Origin of the sequence: Bifidobacterium hominis, assembly GCF_040095915.1 — a bacterium.
Classification (GTDB): Bacteria; Actinomycetota; Actinomycetes; order Actinomycetales; family Bifidobacteriaceae; genus Bifidobacterium; species Bifidobacterium hominis.
This window is the reverse complement of the sequence record NZ_JBBMFR010000002.1, coordinates 140,487-158,909: the sequence shown is the minus strand read 5'-3', so window position 1 is coordinate 158,909 and position 18,423 is coordinate 140,487. Positions and strand designations below refer to the sequence as shown.

At 55.3% G+C, this 18,423-nt stretch carries 16 protein-coding genes and 1 tRNA gene; 4 read left to right on the top strand and 13 right to left on the bottom strand.

All coding sequences use genetic code 11. The features are described 5' to 3' along the window. The 6 genes from pyrH to WMO36_RS02070 all read right to left on the bottom strand — a co-directional run bounded on the left by pyrH (position 1) and on the right by WMO36_RS02070 (position 6,215). Positions 1-750: a UMP kinase gene (gene pyrH, locus WMO36_RS02095; protein WP_099571887.1), complete on the bottom strand. Its 750-nt coding sequence runs from the start codon at positions 748-750 to the stop codon at positions 1-3. Between the two features lie 179 nt (positions 751-929). Further along, positions 930-1,781, bottom strand: coding sequence for a translation elongation factor Ts (gene tsf / locus WMO36_RS02090; protein WP_003834716.1), 852 nt, complete (start codon positions 1,779-1,781; stop codon positions 930-932). Between the two features lie 76 nt (positions 1,782-1,857). Continuing rightward, complete coding sequence (rpsB, locus tag WMO36_RS02085; protein WP_144165553.1) at positions 1,858-2,682, bottom strand: 30S ribosomal protein S2; 825 nt, start codon at positions 2,680-2,682, stop codon at positions 1,858-1,860. Between the two features lie 263 nt (positions 2,683-2,945). Further along, positions 2,946-3,431 (bottom strand): peptide deformylase, encoded by a 486-nt coding sequence (locus WMO36_RS02080; protein ID WP_033501059.1) that lies wholly within the window; start codon positions 3,429-3,431, stop codon positions 2,946-2,948. Positions 3,432-3,433: 2 nt separating this feature from the next. Next, positions 3,434-5,482, bottom strand: coding sequence for an AMP-dependent synthetase/ligase (locus WMO36_RS02075; RefSeq protein WP_099571889.1), 2,049 nt, complete (start codon positions 5,480-5,482; stop codon positions 3,434-3,436). A 103-nt stretch (positions 5,483-5,585) separates the two neighbouring features. After that, a complete protein-coding gene (locus tag WMO36_RS02070) occupies positions 5,586-6,215 on the bottom strand; it encodes a hypothetical protein (RefSeq protein WP_236824365.1) in 630 nt (209 codons plus the stop codon). 524 nt (positions 6,216-6,739) lie between these two features. Between WMO36_RS02070 and WMO36_RS02065 the strand changes: the two genes are divergently transcribed. After that, positions 6,740-6,810 (top strand) — tRNA-Gln (locus WMO36_RS02065). A 162-nt stretch (positions 6,811-6,972) separates the two neighbouring features. Here the strand turns inward: WMO36_RS02065 and WMO36_RS02060 are convergent. From WMO36_RS02060 to glyA, 5 genes are all read right to left on the bottom strand, one after another. Continuing rightward, on the bottom strand, positions 6,973-7,995 hold the full coding sequence (locus tag WMO36_RS02060) for a ribose-phosphate diphosphokinase (RefSeq protein ID WP_099571891.1): 1,023 nt from the start codon (positions 7,993-7,995) through the stop codon (positions 6,973-6,975). Positions 7,996-8,085: 90 nt separating this feature from the next. Then, positions 8,086-8,814, bottom strand: a complete 729-nt coding sequence (gene nadD, locus WMO36_RS02055) for a nicotinate-nucleotide adenylyltransferase (protein ID WP_180753436.1) — start codon at positions 8,812-8,814, stop codon at positions 8,086-8,088. A gap of 14 nt (positions 8,815-8,828) precedes the next feature. Next, a complete protein-coding gene (locus WMO36_RS02050; RefSeq protein WP_374110521.1) occupies positions 8,829-9,380 on the bottom strand; it encodes a phosphoribosylglycinamide synthetase in 552 nt (183 codons plus the stop codon). Between the two features lie 35 nt (positions 9,381-9,415). Beyond that, a complete protein-coding gene (locus tag WMO36_RS02045; RefSeq protein ID WP_099571893.1) occupies positions 9,416-10,729 on the bottom strand; it encodes a glutamate-5-semialdehyde dehydrogenase in 1,314 nt (437 codons plus the stop codon). A 153-nt stretch (positions 10,730-10,882) separates the two neighbouring features. Further along, positions 10,883-12,190, bottom strand: a complete 1,308-nt coding sequence (gene glyA, locus WMO36_RS02040) for a serine hydroxymethyltransferase (protein WP_349076625.1) — start codon at positions 12,188-12,190, stop codon at positions 10,883-10,885. 262 nt (positions 12,191-12,452) lie between these two features. On the opposite strand from glyA, the gene thrC reads away from it, so the two are divergent. The 3 genes from thrC to WMO36_RS02025 all read left to right on the top strand — a co-directional run bounded on the left by thrC (position 12,453) and on the right by WMO36_RS02025 (position 16,062). Beyond that, a complete protein-coding gene (gene thrC, locus WMO36_RS02035) occupies positions 12,453-13,940 on the top strand; it encodes a threonine synthase (protein ID WP_099571895.1) in 1,488 nt (495 codons plus the stop codon). 109 nt (positions 13,941-14,049) lie between these two features. Further along, a complete protein-coding gene (locus WMO36_RS02030; RefSeq protein ID WP_180753758.1) occupies positions 14,050-15,354 on the top strand; it encodes an MFS transporter in 1,305 nt (434 codons plus the stop codon). 192 nt (positions 15,355-15,546) lie between these two features. Continuing rightward, complete coding sequence (locus WMO36_RS02025; RefSeq protein WP_099571897.1) at positions 15,547-16,062, top strand: NAD(P)H-dependent oxidoreductase; 516 nt, start codon at positions 15,547-15,549, stop codon at positions 16,060-16,062. 626 nt (positions 16,063-16,688) lie between these two features. On the opposite strand, the gene WMO36_RS02020 is transcribed toward WMO36_RS02025, so the two are convergent. Both WMO36_RS02020 and WMO36_RS02015 read right to left on the bottom strand, forming a co-directional pair. Continuing rightward, on the bottom strand, positions 16,689-17,165 hold the full coding sequence (locus tag WMO36_RS02020; RefSeq protein WP_099571898.1) for a hypothetical protein: 477 nt from the start codon (positions 17,163-17,165) through the stop codon (positions 16,689-16,691). A gap of 591 nt (positions 17,166-17,756) precedes the next feature. Continuing rightward, the gene (locus WMO36_RS02015; RefSeq protein WP_250778852.1) at positions 17,757-18,329 is read right to left on the bottom strand and encodes a haloacid dehalogenase-like hydrolase; all 573 of its coding nucleotides are present in this window, start codon (positions 18,327-18,329) and stop codon (positions 17,757-17,759) included. Positions 18,330-18,423: the final 94 nt, after the last annotated feature.

The following is an 18,423-nucleotide window of genomic DNA, read 5'->3' as shown; positions in this document are numbered from 1 at the left end:
TTATTCAGCGAGCGTGGATTCCGCAGTGGAAACCATGGTTCCGATTTCCTTACCGAGAAGAGCGCGAGTCACATTACCGGCGCCTTCAAGTCCAAAAACGCGGATGCGCTGCTTGTTATCGCGAGCCATGGAAAGCGCGGCAGCATCCATGACGGCGAGATTGTCGACAAGCGCACGGTTATAGCTCAACGTGGCGAAACGCTTGGCGTTCTCGTCTTTGCGAGGATCAGCGGTATAGACGCCATCCACGCCATTCTTGCCCATCAGTACCTCATCGCAATGAATTTCCAAGGAACGTTGGATGGACACCGTGTCGGTGGAGAAATACGGCATGCCGGCGCCGGCACCAAAAATCACGACGCGGCCCTTCTCCAGATGACGAATGGCCTTGAGTGGAATGTACGGTTCGGCGACCTGCCCCATAGTGATGGCAGTCTGCACACGCGTGGCCTGCCCTTCCTGTTCCAGGAAATCCTGCAATGCGAGACAGTTCATCACAGTTCCCAGCATGCCCATATAGTCGCCGCGGGAGCGATCGATACCAGCCTGCTGAAGTTCCGCGCCACGGAAGAAGTTGCCTCCACCGACAACGATGGCAACCTGAACGCCCTGCTGCACCGCAGGAACGATTTCTTCCGCGATACGGCGGATAACAGATGTGTCGATGCCGACCTTGCCGCCACCAAACGCCTCTCCGGATAGTTTGAGCAGCACCCTGCGTGGATTATCACCAGTGTTTTCGCCAGTCATGAAAAGCCTTTCTTGCCCGAGAACTCACGAAATTTACCGCTCTCAAGAGTATCGGCAAACACAGACACATCAGCGTAGCGACACAGTCTAAAAACAAAGGTGGCCGTCACCCTATGGATGATGGCCACCTTTATGGAATCGCCGTGCGTCTAACGCATGGATTCACTTACAAAGCCAATTCACTCGGCTTCGCCCTTGCCGACCTCGACACGAGCGAAGGCCACGGCCGCGCCACCGACTTCCTTGAACAGGTCGCCGACGGTCTTGGACGGATCCTTGACGTAGGACTGCTCGAGCAGGACGTTCTCCTTGTAGAAGGCGTTGAGACGTCCTTCAACGATCTTCGGAACGATCTTCTCCGGCTTGCCTTCAGCCAGGGACTTCTCAGTAGCCACGCGACGCTCGGACTCGACCACATCGGCCGGAACATCCTCACGGGTCAGCCACTGGGCACCCATTGCGGAAATCTGCAGAGCGGCTTCGTGAGCCACGGCGGCACCAGCCTCATCAGTGGCGATCATGGCCACGATGCTCGGCGGCATTTCAGCGGACTTCTTGTGGGCGTAGATCTCGACGTGCGGACCTTCGACCTTGGCGAACTGGCCGACCTTGACATGCTCACCGAACAGAGCGGCCGCCTCTTCGACGGCTTCTTTCACGGTGGCTTCGCCGGAAGCGGCTGCCAGCACTTCGTCCACGGAAGCGGCTTCGGCCTTGACGGCATCCTCGAGAACGCTGTCAGCGAATTCCACGAACTTCGGGGTCTTGGCCACGAAGTCGGTCTCGGAATTCAGTTCGACGGCGTAACCGGTCTGGCCATTGGCGGACTCCACGACCTTGGAGGCGATGGTGCCTTCCTGAGCCTTGCGTCCTTCGCGCTTACCAGCGGCCTGAATGCCCTTGGCGCGGATGATCTCCTTGGCGCGAGCCACGTCACCCTCAGCCTCGGTCAGAGCCTTCTTAACGTCCATCATGCCGGCACCGGTTTCCTCGCGCACCTGCTTGATCAGAGCTGCAGTGATTGCTGCCATTGATTTGTCTCCTCTGGAAAATAGTGATGTCCCATATGAGTGGGAGGCACAACACCTCCCATCATAGTGGATATTTTCACTCAGCCTTGGCTTCGCCCTCAGCTTCGGCCTCAGCCGGTGCGTCGGCGGCCGGAGCGCCCTCAGTGAGAAGCTCCTTCTCCCAAGCGGCCATCGGCTGTTCGGCTTCGCCTTCAGCCTTGGCGGCCTTGCCGGAACGCTCCAGCAGGCCCTCGGCCACTGCGTCAGCCATGAGGCTAGTCAGCAGTTCAATGCCACGGATGGCGTCATCGTTGGCTGCGATCGGGTACTCAACGGACTCCGGATCAGCATTGGTGTCGACGATGGCGACAACCGGAATGCCCAGCTTGTGAGCTTCCTCGACGGCCAGGGCTTCCTTGTTGACGTCAACCACGAACATGGCGGACGGAGTACGGTTCATGTTGCGGATACCGCCCAGCTGCTTGGCCAGCTTGTCCTTCTCACGCTCGAGAAGGAGCAGTTCCTTCTTGGTCAGGCCGGAGCCACGAACGTCGGTGAAGTCCATCTCTTCGAGTTCCTTGAGACGGGAGACGCGCTTGGACACGGTCTGGAAATTGGTCAGCATACCGCCGAGCCAACGCTCGGAAACATACGGCATGTTGACACGGGTGGCCTGGTTGGAAACGGCTTCCTGAGCCTGCTTCTTGGTGCCGACGAACAGCACGGTGCCGTTGTGAGCGACGGTAGCCTTGATGAAGTCATAGGCCTTATCGATCATGTCGAGCGACTTGAACAGGTTGATGATGTGGATGCCGTTGCGCTGGGTGAGGATGAACTGCTTCATCTTCGGGTTCCAACGACGGGTCTGGTGGCCGAAGTGCAGGCCTGCCTTCAGCATGTCGCTCATATTGATCTGAGCCATGGTATTACTACCTCTTTCTTGTCGGTTCTTGCCTGGTCATGCGTTCCTGCGTGCAGCCAAAACCTTACGGCATTGGCCGACCGACACAGGTCGTCGCGAACATGACGCGAATTGGTTGTATGCCGGTTGACAATATTGGTGGTTCGGAACTTTCACGACACAGTTCCTTGCCGGATGGCACACAAGGTGTAAAAATACCACGGGGTCACGTCTTTTTACAAAGACGTGACCCCAAATCGTCATATTAAACGGAACGGCAGCAATTACTTGCGGTGATTGCGCATGTAGCGCATCGCCTCACGCCGTTCCTCTTTCTCCAGCCGATCGAGATAGACATGGCCATCCAGATGGTCGGTTTCATGCTGCAGCATGCGGCCCATAATGCCATGTCCTTCCAGCACGACCGTCTTGCCGTCCAAATCGATGCCACGCACACGAGCATAATCGGCACGACGAGTCTTGTACCACAATCCAGGCACGGACAGGCACCCCTCATCCCCGTACTGTTCGCCGCTGGTTTCTTCAAGGACAGGGTTGAGCACGTATCCGATCTTGCCGTTGATGTTGTAGGAGAATGCCCTCAAACCCACGCCAATCTGGTTGGCCGACAGACCGGCACGTCCCGGATCGTCAACGGTATCAAGCAGATCCTGCACCAGGTGACGCACAGCCGGCGTAATCTCCTTGATAGGGTCGCAGGGCGTGCGCAGCACCGGATCAGGTACGACTCGAATCTCACGTATTGCCAAAGCTATCTCTCCTCAATCATAGTTGTTTCCTCAGTTTCCGATGGGACCACAGGCATTGACGACTCGCCGTCGGTTTCTTCGGACTGCTTCTTGATTTTCTCCTGCATGGTATCAAATGCCTGCCGAACCTTCGGGCTTACGGATTCGGATGCCTGCCGCATGGATTCGGATGCCTGCTTGACCGTTTCCGTAGTGCGGTCAAGGATCTGCACCGTCTTCGGCAACGGCCTGTTGGATGGTTTTGGAGCATATAACACGTTGTCGATGATGTTCTCATACCGTTTGAGCACTTTCGGCCTGACGACCTTCAGGCTCGCCGTCAGCGTGCCGTTCTCCTGGTTGAACTCCTCGTCGAGGATTTCGAACTTGCGTACGGATTCCGCGCGGGAAACGTTCGCGTTCGCCTTTTCAACATACTGCTGGATAAACGCTCGCACGGCATCGTTCCTTGCAACCTGTTCCATGGACATGTTGCTGTCAAGTCCCTGCTGCGCAAGCCAGGAACGGACCATCTCCTGATCAAGCTCGATCAGGGCCCCGATGAATGGTTTGCCGTCGCCGACCACCACACCATGCGACACTATCGGGCAGGTGTTGATGATGTCTTCCATGGGTGCGGGACTGACGTTCTTGCCACCAGCAGTGATGATGATGTCTTTCTTGCGTCCCGTGATATACACAAAGCCATCATCGTCGATGGTTCCCAAATCACCGGTCTTCAACCAGCCATCGGCCATCTTGACGTCGGCCGTCAACTCTGGTTTCTTGTAATAGCCAAGGAACACATTAGGACCCATCACCTGCAGTTCCCCATCATCGTCGGTCCGCACACCCATACCGGGACCAGGCTTGCCTACCGAACCGACACGGTTGGCATCTTGCCAGTTGACGATCATCGGTGCGGCAGTTTCCGTCATACCGTAGCCTTGGATGAAGGTAATATCATCCATACCGTTGAAGAAATGGGCGAGATCAACGTTCAGGGGGGCTCCTCCGCAGGCTAGGTACCTCATGTTCGGCCCCAAAGCGGAGCGGATGGATTTACCCACGACAGACATAAAGAACGAATGTTCGGCGCGAGCCACGATGGAATGGTGTCCGGTTTCCTGCTCATCCTTCGACCATTGCACGAAATGATCAAATGCTCTAGCGAACACCCTTCCCCGAATGCCCGCTCCGGCCTTCTGCGAAGCCGCGTTGTACACCTTTTCGAACACGCGGGGAACTCCCAGCAGATAGGTTGGTTTGAAGCTGCGCAAATCGGCAAGCAGATGTTTGGCTCCCGGAAGATAGCCGACCACTCCTTGACCACCAATCGCAACGTATTGGATGTAGCGGGCGAAACAGTGCGCCAACGGCAGGAACAGCATCAGACGATTCGGCTGATACAGCATTTCGTCGAGAATGATGTAGCCGTTCAACACGATATGCGTGAAGTTCCGGTGAGAGAGCATGGCGCCTTTGGGCTTGCCTGTGGAACCGGACGTATACACAATGGTGAGCATGTCATCGGCCTTGACTCTAACGATCACCTGATCAAGCGCGTCCTCGCTGACGCCCTCTCCGAAATCAGCAACGGCATCGAGACCATCTGCCTTGAAATTGAAAACATACCGCAAGCTGCTGTGCTCTTCACGGATCCGCTCAAGCGTTTGCGTGTGCGCGGAATCGCCAGCGAAAGCGATAACCGGATTCACCTCTTCGATAATTGACTCGGTCTGCTTGGCGGAATCGGTCTCGTATACAGGCACGCTTACCGCTCCAATCGCGGCGCAGGCAAAATCAACGACTCCCCATTCGTAGCAAGTGGGCGAATAGATAACCACCATATTGCCGGTCTTGACCCCCAAGCCAAGAAGGCCTTTCGCAACCGAACGCACACGTTCGAGCATCTCCCCAGCCGTGACGTCATGCCAACGACGAGTCTCATCGTCCTGCCATTGGGCGATGAGATCCTCAGGATCACGCTCAGCGCGTCTGGAGAGCAACGCGAAAACGGTATCCTCATCCGTGGTGCTATACGCAGGTTCTGGTATAAATTCTCTCAACATGAATCCCTATAGTAGTTGCAGTACATTTAAGGCACGCTGAAAACCCTTGGAATCGGCTGAATTTAGCCAATTCCAAGGGTTTTGAATAATTAGCCGTTTTTCGTCACATGCCGAAATCAGCAGTCACGCATTTCCAAGCGGATCCCTTGAGCACGCACTTCATGTTGCCGCATAGTCTCCGGCCTCCGATGCCCATCAGCACAGTGCTTTCGAAACATGTTGGCGAGATCATCCAGCTTTCGACGGTATAGACGGTAATCGGAAGCAATCCGAGCTGGGCGTACACTTTTACGTCCTTCTTCATCCGGCTTACGATCTGGGCGGAGGCAATCTTCAGCTTTCGCATGTAGTCTTCACTCAACACCTTCTCCACGAGCGACAGCTTCTGCCTACCGCGGAAAATATCAACAATGTTGCAAAGTAGCCGCGCAGAAAACATGCTCATGGAGTAGGCAAACTCAGCATCGCATGGCCCGGGCATGATCTGAACAAAGTGAAATGGAATTTTCCTACCGAAAAGGTCTGAATCGAGAAACCCATCATAAGTGGGAAGCTTTCGACCGGAAGGAAAAACCAGTTTTTTCCATTCAGTCAGTTCTTCCTCCGTGGGAAGCTCTTTAGGATCATCCTCCCCCTTCTTATTGAACAGCACATCCAGTCCAGAAGACGGAATAGCCAAACCCGTCCCGTCAACTGCTGGCGGCGGAACTTCATTTTCAAATGAACCATCCATGATGGCACCTTTCTTCTTTGCCCGACTCATCGTTGAGAGGGGGTGTAGGAACCATTAAGGCATGAAAGATTGCCCCCGTCAAGTTAACATCTGCCTTTTGTGGATATGTGGATAACTCAGATATCCAAACTATTACAGAACACCCTAAATATGCGTTTATCCACCCTTCATATACTGAAGAATAGAGTGGCTCTTTGCTGGAAATGCAATTAAACGGCCTGCTTCAGCATTGCCCCTAATTCGTCTCAAAATATCTTAATAAAAATGGACAGCTCCGACTTTTTCTGAAAGATATTGATCGTGTTTGTTCGCATGTGTTCGTATTATGGTACTTTGCGCCTTATGACGCCAGTTTTTCGCAAAAAACTTTTTAAAAAATTGTCTCTACACCGTTCGCAGCAGAGCCATCCCATATCAAGATTCTCCAAAAAGTTCGCAACGCCGTCGCGCGACACCCCGTGGTATGCGGCGTCCGAATAATATGGCATAATGAACACTTGGCAGAAAACGTATGTTTCTGCCGTTCCCCCATGGTGTAATGGCAGCACACGGGTCTTTGGAACCCTTTGTCTTGGTTCGAGTCCAGGTGGGGGAGCTTGTTAGGATAAAAGCTCCTGCAGAATCAGTCTGCAGGAGCTTTTATCTTATCCGAAAGCGCAGCGGCATTCCGGGAAAAATATTCGCAATACAAAAAATATGCGAGGTACCCTCCCCATATGGAGCGGGCACCTCGCAAATGCACCTATACACACCTATGTCAGGCAAACAAGAAGCCCTGGCCGTGGTGTTCCGGGTAGGTGTCAAACAGTTCGGCCACGGAGCCGTCTTCGAACACGGCGCGGATGGCGCTGGCCAGAAGCGGCGCAATCGATAGTACGGTCAAACCGTCCCAACGCTTCTCTTCAGGAATCGGCACGGTGTCGGTAAGCACGACTTCTCGGGCGCCACAGTTCTTCAAACGTTCTACAGCCGGACCAGACAGCACGCCATGCGTAGCGACAACGGTCACCGACTTGGCGCCAGCGTTCTTGAGTACATTGCAGGCGCCTGCGATTGTTCCAGCGGTATCGATCAGATCGTCGACAAGCACGCAGTCCTTGCCTTCGACGTCGCCCACGACTCGGTTGGCGACTGCCTGATTCGGACGGGTGATGTCGCGCGTCTTGTGCACGAACGCGAGCGGGCCGCCGCCAAGACGCTGCGCCCACTGTTCCGCAACACGAATGCGTCCTGCATCCGGGGACACGACAGCGACGTTGTCAAGCTGGTTGGCGAAACGATCACGAATGTAGTCCACAAGCACTGGCATAGCAATGAGATGGTCGACCGGACCGTCGAAGAAGCCCTGGGACTGTGCCGCATGCAGGTCGACGCTCATAATGCGGTCGGCGCCCGCAGTCTTGAGCAGGTCGAACATCAGACGGCACGAAATAGGCTCGCGGCCGCGATGCTTCTTGTCTTGGCGGGAATAACCCAACAGTGGGCAGACCGCCGTAATGGAACGTGCGGAGGCACGCTTGAGCGCATCAATCATGATGAGCTGCTCCATGATCGACTGATTGATCGGAGCTGCGTGACTTTGCAGTACGAACACGTCCGCGCCACGCACGGATTCGGTGTAGCGCACGTACATCTCGCCGTTGGCGAAGTCGTATGCTGTGGTTTCCAGAACATCGATACCGAGTTGTTCGGCGACTTCCGCCGCCAGTTTCGGATGTGTTCTGCCTGTGACAAGGATAAGGTTTTTATCCGGCTTTCCTTCAAGGATTGCGCTCACCATGTCTCCAAACGTCTGTTTTTGCGTCAAGTGGACGTGACCCATACTAACCATCCGCGCAGACCGTCTCATCCGCGCGTGTTCACCTGAAATTTACCGGTACAGTCCGTGCTTGCCAATATATTGCACCACGCCGTCCGGTACGAGGTACCAAACAGGTTCCCCGTGTTCCGCGCGTCGACGTACATCGGTCGAAGAAATCGCCAGCGCCGGTATTTCCAACGTATCGACCTTGCCTTCCGGCAGTTTCACCCCTTCTGGAGATGAGTATCCGGGGCGGGTCACGGCCACGAAGTGGGCCAGATCCCACATTTTGTCGGCATCTTTCCATTGCATGATTTCCGCGACCGCGTCGGCTCCGGTGATGAAGAAGAGTTCCGCGTCAGGATGTTGCACACGGATATCTCGCAATGTGTCGATGGTGTAGGTGATTCCCGGACGGTCGATGTCCACACGTGATACGGTGAATTTCGGATTGGATGCGGTGGCGATGACCGTCATGAGATAGCGGTCTTCCGCGTTGGTGACGTTCTTGTCGAGTTTGAATACGGGGCGTCCTGTCGGCACGAAGATCACTTCGTCGAGGTCGTACACCCATGACACTTCTGACGCCGCCACCAAGTGGCCGTTGTGGATGGGGTCGAACGTACCGCCCATAATGCCGATGCGAGGCCTGCTATGCCAGTTGCCGCGCGCTGAACGTCGACCCGTGGACACTGCGGAACCTGCTGATTCCACGGAAAGGCCGGACATGCGCCGTTCCGGTTCCACCACATAGCTGATGGCAAGTTCGGAATCGGCTTCGGCGGATTCGGGCCGCATGCGTTTCGGACCGGTCATGAAGCGTCCTCGCTCTTCTGCTCCTGATCGGCGTCCGCGGTTTCACGTCCGATGCTGTCTGCCGTGGGCGAAGCGTTGTCAGGATCGATCTTGTCCATATCCTCGTCCCACTCGTCCTGCACAACACGTCTGATTTCAGCGAAGGTCGGCAACGGGAAGTCCGGCTGGTAGGCACGTCGCACCTCGGCCACACGTTCGGTGACACGAATCAGCGTATCAGTCATGCCGTCGATATCCTGTTCGCGTTCCATGGCACTGAATTTGGCAATGTACTGTTCCATAAGACGCATCTGCTCGTCGACGTTCCTGAGTTTCTCCTCGCTGAGTTCCACCACGTCGTCGGCGCCGGTTTCCGGCCAGCCAATCAACACCGCATCGGCATATTCGAGTGACGCGCGCTGTGCCGCCGAGGCGATGCCGTCCTCGATTTGCACAAGGAACACGTATCGTACAATGCTTAATCGTTCGGAGGCGAGCTTCAATCCCAGATATGGATCATTGAGATCCGCATTCCATGGATTCTTGACGTCGGTCATTGTTCCCTCCATCTGACTGTCGTTTTCGTTGATACCGTTTTGTTCGCTCATGCTCGCACCTGCCCCGTTCCGTAACCGATCCACTTGGTCGTGGTCATTTCGCGTAGTCCCATGGGGCCGCGTGCGTGCATTTTCTGCGTTGAGATGCCAAGTTCCGCGCCGAAACCGAACACTCCCCCGTCGGTGAAGCGTGTGGATGCGTTGACCATCACCACCGCCGAGTCGATGCGTGAGGTGAATTCCTCGATGGCCGAATAGTCTTCGGCGATGATGGATTCCGTATGTCCGGTGGAATGACGGTTGATGTGTTCGATGGCTTCGTTGAGTGAGTCGACCACTTTGATGCCGATTTTCAATGCCAGATACTCGGTATCCCAGTCTTCATCAGTGGCATGCATCAGTTCCACTCCGTCGATACCGGCTTTATCGATGATTGCGTAAGCTCGCTCGTCGGCATGCATTTCAACATTGGCGGCGGCGAGTGCGGCTGCGGCCTGCGGAAGGAACGTTTCGGCAATGCCCTGATGCACGAGGAGTTTTTCGGTGGCGTTGCAGACGCCGACACGTTGCGTTTTGGCATTGAGGATGATGGGGATGGCCTTGTTTTGGTCGCCGGTTTGGTCGACGTAGATATGTACGTTGCCAGCTCCGGTTTCGATGACCGGCACTTTGGAGTTTTGCACGACGGCTTGAATAAGACCCGCTCCCCCTCGCGGAATGAGTAGGTCGATGTGACCTTGGGCTTGCATCATGGCGGTGGCGCCCTGGCGTCCGTATTCGTCGACGGATGCGATGAGCGCAGGGTCGTATCCGTATTCGCGTAGCACGTCGGCGATGATGCCGAGTGTGGCTGCGTTGGTACGTTCGGCCGCGTGTCCGCCTCTGAGAAGCACCGCATTACCGGATTTGATGCAGAGCGATGCGACGTCGACGGTGACGTTGGGGCGTGCTTCGTAGATCATGCCAAGCACTCCGATGGGCACGCGGGCCTGTTCGAGTCGTAGACCGTTGTCGAGATGGTATCCGCGTACGATTTCGCCGATCGGATCCGGCAGGGTAGCTACGTGGCGTACGCCTTGTGCGGCCGCGTTGACTCGGGACACGTCGAATTTGAGTCGGTCCAGCTTGCCTGCGTCCATACCATGTTCAGCAGCTTCCTGCATATCGATGGCGTTGGCTGCGGCAATTTCTCCGGCACGCGAGTCGAGTGCGTCCGCGATGACGTTGAGAAGCTCGTTTTTACGTTGCGTGTTGGTTTGGGCAAGTTGCGCTTGCGCGATTCGTGCGGCGTCGGCTTTGGCGCACACTTCGTTGAGCACGTCGATTTCCATGGCGTTGGCTTGGATCTGTGGGTTCGTCATAGTTTCCTAGATTAGCGCGAAATCGCGCCTTGTTCCGCAGCTTCGACCATTATTTCGTCGTAGCGTCGGGAGCAGGGCGCGATTTCACATGTCGTGTGGCTCCAGAGATTCATGTCCGGAACCGTTCTCGATCAACTATTATTCGACATGGAATCAGTGGATCTGGTCGAGGCCCGGATACAGCGGGAAGTCTTCGGCGAACTTGTCGACGCGAGCCTTGAGGGCTTCCACGTCAGCGTCCTTGCCTGCCGCAAGTGCGGTGCCGATGATGTCGGCGACCTCTTCGTATTCCTTGTTGCCGAAGCCACGGGTGGCGAGCGCGCTGGTGCCGATACGCAGGCCGGAGGCCACGCTTGCCGGACGCGGGTCGAACGGGACGGTGTTGCGGTTGATGGTGATGCCGCATTGTGCGAGGAGGTCTTCGCCCTGCTGGCCGTCCATTTCGCTGTTGCGCAAATCGACCATGACGAGGTGGACGTCGGTGCCACCGGTGAGGACGCTGATGCCGTTGTTCTTGACGTCGTCGGCCATAAGACGTTCGGCGAGGATCTTGGCGCCGTCGAGGGTGCGCTGCATGCGGTCTTTGAACTCCGGTGAGGATGCGACCTTGAATGCGACGGCCTTACCTGCGATGACATGCATGAGCGGACCACCCTGCTGGCCCGGGAAGACTGCGGAGTTGAGCTTCTTGGCATAATCCTGCTTGGCGAGAATGAAGCCAGAGCGCGGGCCTCCGAGAGTCTTGTGGGCAGTGGAAGACACGACATCGGCATATGGAACCGGACTCGGATGCAGTCCCGCGGCGACGAGTCCCGCGAAGTGTGCCATGTCAACCCAGAACTTGGCTCCGACCTCGTCGGCGATCTCCTTCATGGCCTTGAAATCTTCGATACGCGGGTAGGCACTCCAGCCACCGATGATCATGGCAGGGTGGGTTTCGAGCGCACGCTGGTGGATGATTTCAGGGTCAATGCGGAAGGTTTCGGGGTTGACTCCGTAGGCTTCGGCATGGTAGAAACGACCGGAGAAGTTGATCTTCATACCGTGGGTAAGGTGTCCGCCATGGTCGAGTGCGAGGCCGAGCACGGTGTCACCCGGCTTGACGAGCGCCTGGTAGACGGCTGCGTTGGCCTGCGCGCCGGAGTGGGGCTGCACGTTGACGTATTCGGCGCCGAACAGGCTCTTGGCGCGTTCGCGGGCGATGGTTTCGATCTTGTCGACTTGCTCGCAGCCGCCGTAGTAGCGGCGTCCCGGATAGCCTTCGGCATACTTGTTGGTCAGCACGGAGCCTTGTGCCTGAAGCACTGCACGCGGCACGAAGTTTTCGGAGGCGATCATTTCCAAGCCGTTTTGCTGTCGGGACAGTTCGGCGTTAAGCACTTCGGCGATTTCGGGGTCTGCTTCGGCAATGGGTGCATTGAACATGTCGTTCGGGGTTTGCGCGAGAGGTGATGCGGTCATTGAACTCTCCTTGGCTTGGAGGATAACTACGTTGCCCGCACGAGCATGCGGGCTCCACGATGAAGTGTACGTGCATAAATCGTATGGGAGAACAGGGCGTTTCGAAACATGGCAGCAATCACGAAACAAGAAGGAAACAATCGCCTATTTGCAAATCGCATGTCGTCCCATTCCACGGACGCCAAGCATGTTTCTTCCCGCCCATAACGCTACACTTAATACTGTTTGACGTTATTGCCCGTTCTATTGCTAAGGAAATCCAGTGACCACGTTCCACAGCACCCGCAGCACCACCGATTCGCTCACCTCCAAGCAGGCCATCCGCAAAGGCATCGCCGACGATGGAGGCCTGTTCGTAACCGACTCACTGGGCGAAACCCACGTGGACATCGCATCCCTCGCAGGCAAGTCCTACCAGCAGATCGCATTCGACGTGCTGAGCGTGTTGCTGCCCGACTTCACCGAAACTGAACTCAAAGCATGCATCAGCGAGGCATACGGTGCGCAGTGGTCCGACGAAAAGATCACCCCGGTCAAGCCGCTCGGCGATGACTACGTGATGGAACTATTCAACGGTCCGACCTCCGCATTCAAGGACGTCGCATTGCAAATCCTGCCGCGTTTCATGGCACGCACCACCCCGACCGATGGCGACGACAACGAGAAAATCATGATCGTGACCGCCACTTCCGGAGACACCGGCAAGGCAGCACTCGCTGGTTTCGCGGATGCCGAGGGCACGGGCATCACCGTGTTCTATCCGGAAGGCAAGGTCAGCCAAGTGCAGGAACTGCAGATGAGCACGCAGGCCGGTTCGAATGTGAACGTGTGCGCGGTCAAGGGCAATTTCGATGACGCACAATCCGCGGTCAAGCGCATTTTCGGCGACCGCGAGCTTGCCAACCGCTTGGCGTCCGACTCGCATGTGGTACTGTCTTCCGCAAATTCGATTAATGTGGGGCGTTTGGTGCCGCAGGTCGTCTACTATTTCTCCGCTTACGCGCAGCTACTCGAACAGCAGGTCATCAATGTTGGCGATGAGGTCGAGTTCGTGGTGCCGACCGGTAATTTCGGTGATATTCTCGCCGGATATTATGCGAAGTTGCTGGGCCTGCCGGTCAAGCATCTGGTTGTTGCGTCCGATAAGAACAATGTGCTGTTCGATTTCCTGACTTCCGGCACGTATAACCGTCAGCGTCCGTTCTATCAGACGATTTCCCCGTCGATGGATATTCTCATTTCCTCGAATCTGGAGCGCATGCTGTATTACATGTCCGACAAGGACACTCGTCTGATCGCCATGCTGATGAACGATCTGAACCAGTGGGGCGCCTATGAGGTTCCCGAACCGATGCTGGCTAAGATCCGTTCCCTGTTCGGCACTGGCTGGGCCGATGAGGATCAGGTGCGTGAGATGATCGCGGATTGCTGGAACAAGAACCATTACGTGATCGACCCGCACACCGCGTGCGGCTATTACGTAATGCAGCAGATGCCTCGCGATCCGCTGACGCCGCGCGTGCTGTTGAGCACCGCCAGCCCGTACAAGTTCCCGCGTGTGGTCAACGAGTCCTTGGGATTGGACGCTTCCGGTACGGATTTTGAATGCATGGACGTGCTTGCCGAAGCGACCGGCACCACTGCCCCAGCCGCATTGCGCGGATTGGAAACCGCCAACGTGCGTTTCGACCATTTCGTTGACATCGACGGTATGGAAGACTTCGTCGAGCAGGCCGCCAAAACCCTGTAAACGAAGCATGTCTTCGAACCGTTAGTTCGTCATTATCGGCCGTCCGCAATATGTGGACGGCCGTTTTTCGTCAAGACTGCTACAGTTGCATGTTCGGAGGCGAACGAGCATGACATTACCGACGACATCCGCATCTGAATCAATGCAGCAGGAACAACCGGCACAACAATCAAACAAGCCGAAGCAGCTACAACGTAAGCATGATCGTCTCATCACCCGTGACATGGCGTTGGTCATGCTCGCGACCTTCTGTTTCATGTCGAGCAATATGCTTGCCAATCCGATTGTCGCCGGATATGCGGAATCGTTAGGCGCGTCCGGTATGTTGATGGGGGTGGTGGCAGGGTCGATGAGTTTCACCTCATTGTTCTGCCGCCCGATCGCAGGCAATCTTTCCGACAGAACCAGCAAACGTACGCTTGTAACGGCCGGCACAGTGCTTTATTTCACCGCGGGACTGCTGTACTATTTCGCGAACTCCCCCATCATGCTCATCATGGCGCGTGTGATCAACGGTGTCGGTTTCGCATGCTGTTCGGTCTGCTTGGCCACGTGGATGTCGCTTCTGCTGCCGATTCGCCATATGGGTGCCGGCATGGGGTTGTACGGCACAATGAACGCGCTAGCCATGGCGGTCGGCCCGGCATTGGGTATTCGCGCGCAGAAGTACATCGGCTACCGACTGACGTTTTTAAGTTCGCTGATATTGGCGGTGATCATGCTGATTGCCACGTTAATGGTGAAGAATGGCGGACAGCCGGTACGCAAAAAGCAGCCTTCCACAACGGAGAATCCCTCCCTTGCCGTAGACATTGACGGTTCTGCTGGCGCAACCAAAAAACATCATCTTTCGATCCGTTCGATTTTGGAACCACGCGTGGTGCCGTTGTCGTTGACGTTCATGATGTTCGCCATAGCGTATTTCGCGAACCAATCATTCATAATGAACTATGTCGAGGCACGTCATCTGCCGGTGTCGGCCGACCTGTTTTTCATGTTCTATGCGGTCACGTTATTGGTGTTGAGGCTGGTGTTGCGTGACCTATTCGACAGTAAGGGCTTCCGTTCTTGGCTTACGCTCTGCTCATTGGGCATGCTGGCGATGCTCGCGTGTATGACGTTCCTGTTCAACGATTGGATGCTGTTGTTGGCTGCGTTTTTCACCGCCGTCGGATATGGCTTGATGAGTTCAGTCACGCAGGCGCAGGCTGTAGTGATCGCCGGCCGCGAGCGCAGTGGTATTGCGAATAGTACGTATTATGCGGGTATTGATTTGGGTATGTCGGTTGGTCCGTTTGTGGGTGGTTTGGTGTATGGGCGTTTGCCGGTTGTGTGGTTTTATCCGGTGTTTATGTTGACGGTTCCTGTTGCTTGGTTGATTTATTGGTTGTGTGTGAGACGTGTTTCGCGGTAGTTGTTGGATGATGGTGTGAAGTTTCTGACTTGCTTGTTCGAAACTTCGTTGCCGGATTTCGGATTACGGAAGTGAGTGGGAGTTTACTTGCGTTTTTGAGCCGTGGGCTGAACGGTTGTGTTTCGTATTTGTGATTGCGATTGGGGTTACTATGGCGGGTAACGTAGAACGGCCGTTGTCAGGAGGCGACTTATGAAGACGTTGGTGTTGGTGTTTCATCCGCATGTGGAGGATTCCCACGTTAATCGTAAGCTGATGGATGTGGCCGAAAAGGTCGATGGCGTGACTGTGGTGGATGAGTATGCCGCCTATCCGGATTTCAAAATTGATGTGGAACGTGAGCATGCGTTGCTGCAGGAGCATGACCGCATTGTGTTGCAGTTCCCGTTTTACTGGTATTCGGCTCCGGCACTGCTTAAGCAGTGGGAGGATGACGTGTTGAATATCGGCTGGGCTTATGGTGATTATGCGTTGGAGGGCAAGGAGATCATGGTGGCTGTTTCCACTGGTGCACCGGCTGAATGCTATACGCATGATGGTAGTCAGGCGAGAACTATGGAAGAGTTGCTGTCGCCGTATGAGGCCATGTCTCGTTATGTACACGCCTCCTATCGTGAACCGTTCCTCGTGCATGGTGCGGCCACGTCCACTGAAGAGCAGCTCGATGAAATCATTGCCCGATATCCCACCTTCCTAACTGGGCGCTGAAAACGGTTGTAACTCGTACCGTGTCTCCAACATCTCACGGTACGAGTTTCTTTCCGTACTCGCTCGAGGAGCGTGGCTGGGTGGAAGACGGGTTCGACGGGTTCCTATTATCCCCTGCCCAGATGGCTGGTCTACATGTGCGTGGGCGGCTGAGCTGGCGGACTGCTGTACGGCGGCAAAACGGACTGAAGGGGCAAGTTCGACCGGATCCGAACGCCAGTGCCAGATCGCGGGGGACGATCCGCGGTTCGGTCGGTCCGACGTCGGCGAACGGCCTCGCTCAGACGAATTCGAGCTTCTTATGTTCCCGGGCGCATTGCACCAGATACGGATTGATGAGGTTCTGATATGGAATGCCAGTCTCCTTGGACATGTCTTTGAAGTATTCGATCGCTTACCCCGCGAGGTTCATGGTCACCGGCCTGCGGGCCGCAACGGCATAGGGGTTCGCCTTCGCGTCGCTAAAATCATATTCGTCGCGCGTGTTAACGTCCTTTTCTTGCATATTGCCCGCTCTCGCGGCGGGTGGTCTTCATACCGGATACTTCTTTCACCTTCAGCATGTAGACACCTTGCTTCGGCTCATGCAGCATTCCATATTTACCCCCTTCATAATCCACAAGGCTTTACCCGCCAATACCTGCGAGCGCCATTTTGTATGCGTTGCGGGCCGTGCTGTAACTGCTTGGCATTTTGCCGACTTTTTGTGGATCGTATTGGCATGCTGTCAGGTTCATGTAGTATTGGCGCATGATTTCGTCGAAGTGTTGTTCGACGAAGTTTTGTGGGCTTGTTTTCCATTGTAGGGTGTTTGCGTCGGAGACTGGCGGGATTAGGGTGAGTGGGATCCATGTGAGTGCTATTAGGTTCTGTATGGGTGCGTCTCCTCCGTCGTTGCTTTTCCATTCCACTCGGTCGGCGATTTGTTTGTTTTGGAGGCGTAGTTGTTGTGAGAGTGTGTCGAAGTATCCTTTTTGGTTGGCTTTTGTTCCTGTGGTCAGCTGTGCGTTGTTGTTTCTCGCTTCGCAGATTTCCAATAGATTGTTGCGGAATTCCGTCACGCACATCCTGTCGTCCGGATCAGTCGGGACGATGAGTTCCATTGGAACATAAAAGGATAGGTCTCCTTCGGCTGTCGTTTCGGGCGCAGTCCCATCTTCGTCTTTGCGGACGGCTTTCTGATATTCGTCGATATTGGACCGGTATTGCGTCCAGAAAGCCTTGAATATGCCTCATGTCTTTTGGCCGCGAGGCAGTTTCCCTCCGGTGAAGTCCAAGGCACGCTTCAGGATCAGCAGTCCGATGACGAGGGTATTGTGCCCGCCATCGAGGATTCCTTCGATGTTCCTGCTGTCGAAATGTATGCGCACCCGGTCCCTATCGAGGTTTTCGTATCTCGACGAGACAAGCAGAATGCCTTTGGTCTTGAAGGGAAAAAGCTCCGGCCCACATTCGATGGAATCCTGAATGGCTTCGTGCCCTGCCCTTTTGTTTTGCGAGCAATCATCCCACTTTTCTTCCGCGGGATCAATCCCCTACAAGCGCGTGTCGCCCTAGTTTTTGCATTCGATTGCATTTTCCCTATATGCGGCAATCCGAACAACCGGCGCCCATCTTGGCCCACGCAAGGCATCCCCACTGAAGGACACGCAAGAATCAGCCCATGCCGCCGTATTCCGTTCCAGCCTTTCCGGCTATTTGACTTGGTGGATTTTGTTGCCTTTAACCATGTAGGCACGTCGGGCCATGTCGATCATGGGCTGGTCGAATCGGCTGTCTGTGTAGAATTCGTCCACTCGAACGTTGTCTCCGTAGAGTTCGCGGAATCGTTTGGGCTTGTTGGTGTTGAAGTTGAGGTAGTTTACGTTCAACGTGTTGCCGTCGATGGTGGACGAGACCAAATGTTGCACGCCAAGCCTGCGGCAGGCCTCGCCCACGGTGATGTCGAACGAGGCGGTGAGGATCACATCGTCTTCGCGTGGCTCATACCAGGGTTTGATGCGCTTCATGTTCTGATCCCAGAAGGTGTTGACCAATTCTTCGAATTCCAACGATTCGGCAAGTTCGCTTAAATATCCGTGGCATAGTTTGCCCACACCGTATTCCATTTGGTCGAGCGTGACTCGTCCGAGCTTGTATTTGATGGCGTACCGCAGTACCGGGGCGATGTACCGCAATACCTTCGGATTGTATTTGGCCGAAAACAGGTACAGGTCGAACAGGCTTTCTCCGTCATAGATGGTTCCGTCGAAATCGAACACACGCATGTAAGCAGCTCTCACTTCCTCGTACGCGCGCATCCAATACGCGCCATTGCAACTCATGCTAAAGCCCGAAGGCTGATTCCTTCTTACATGAAGG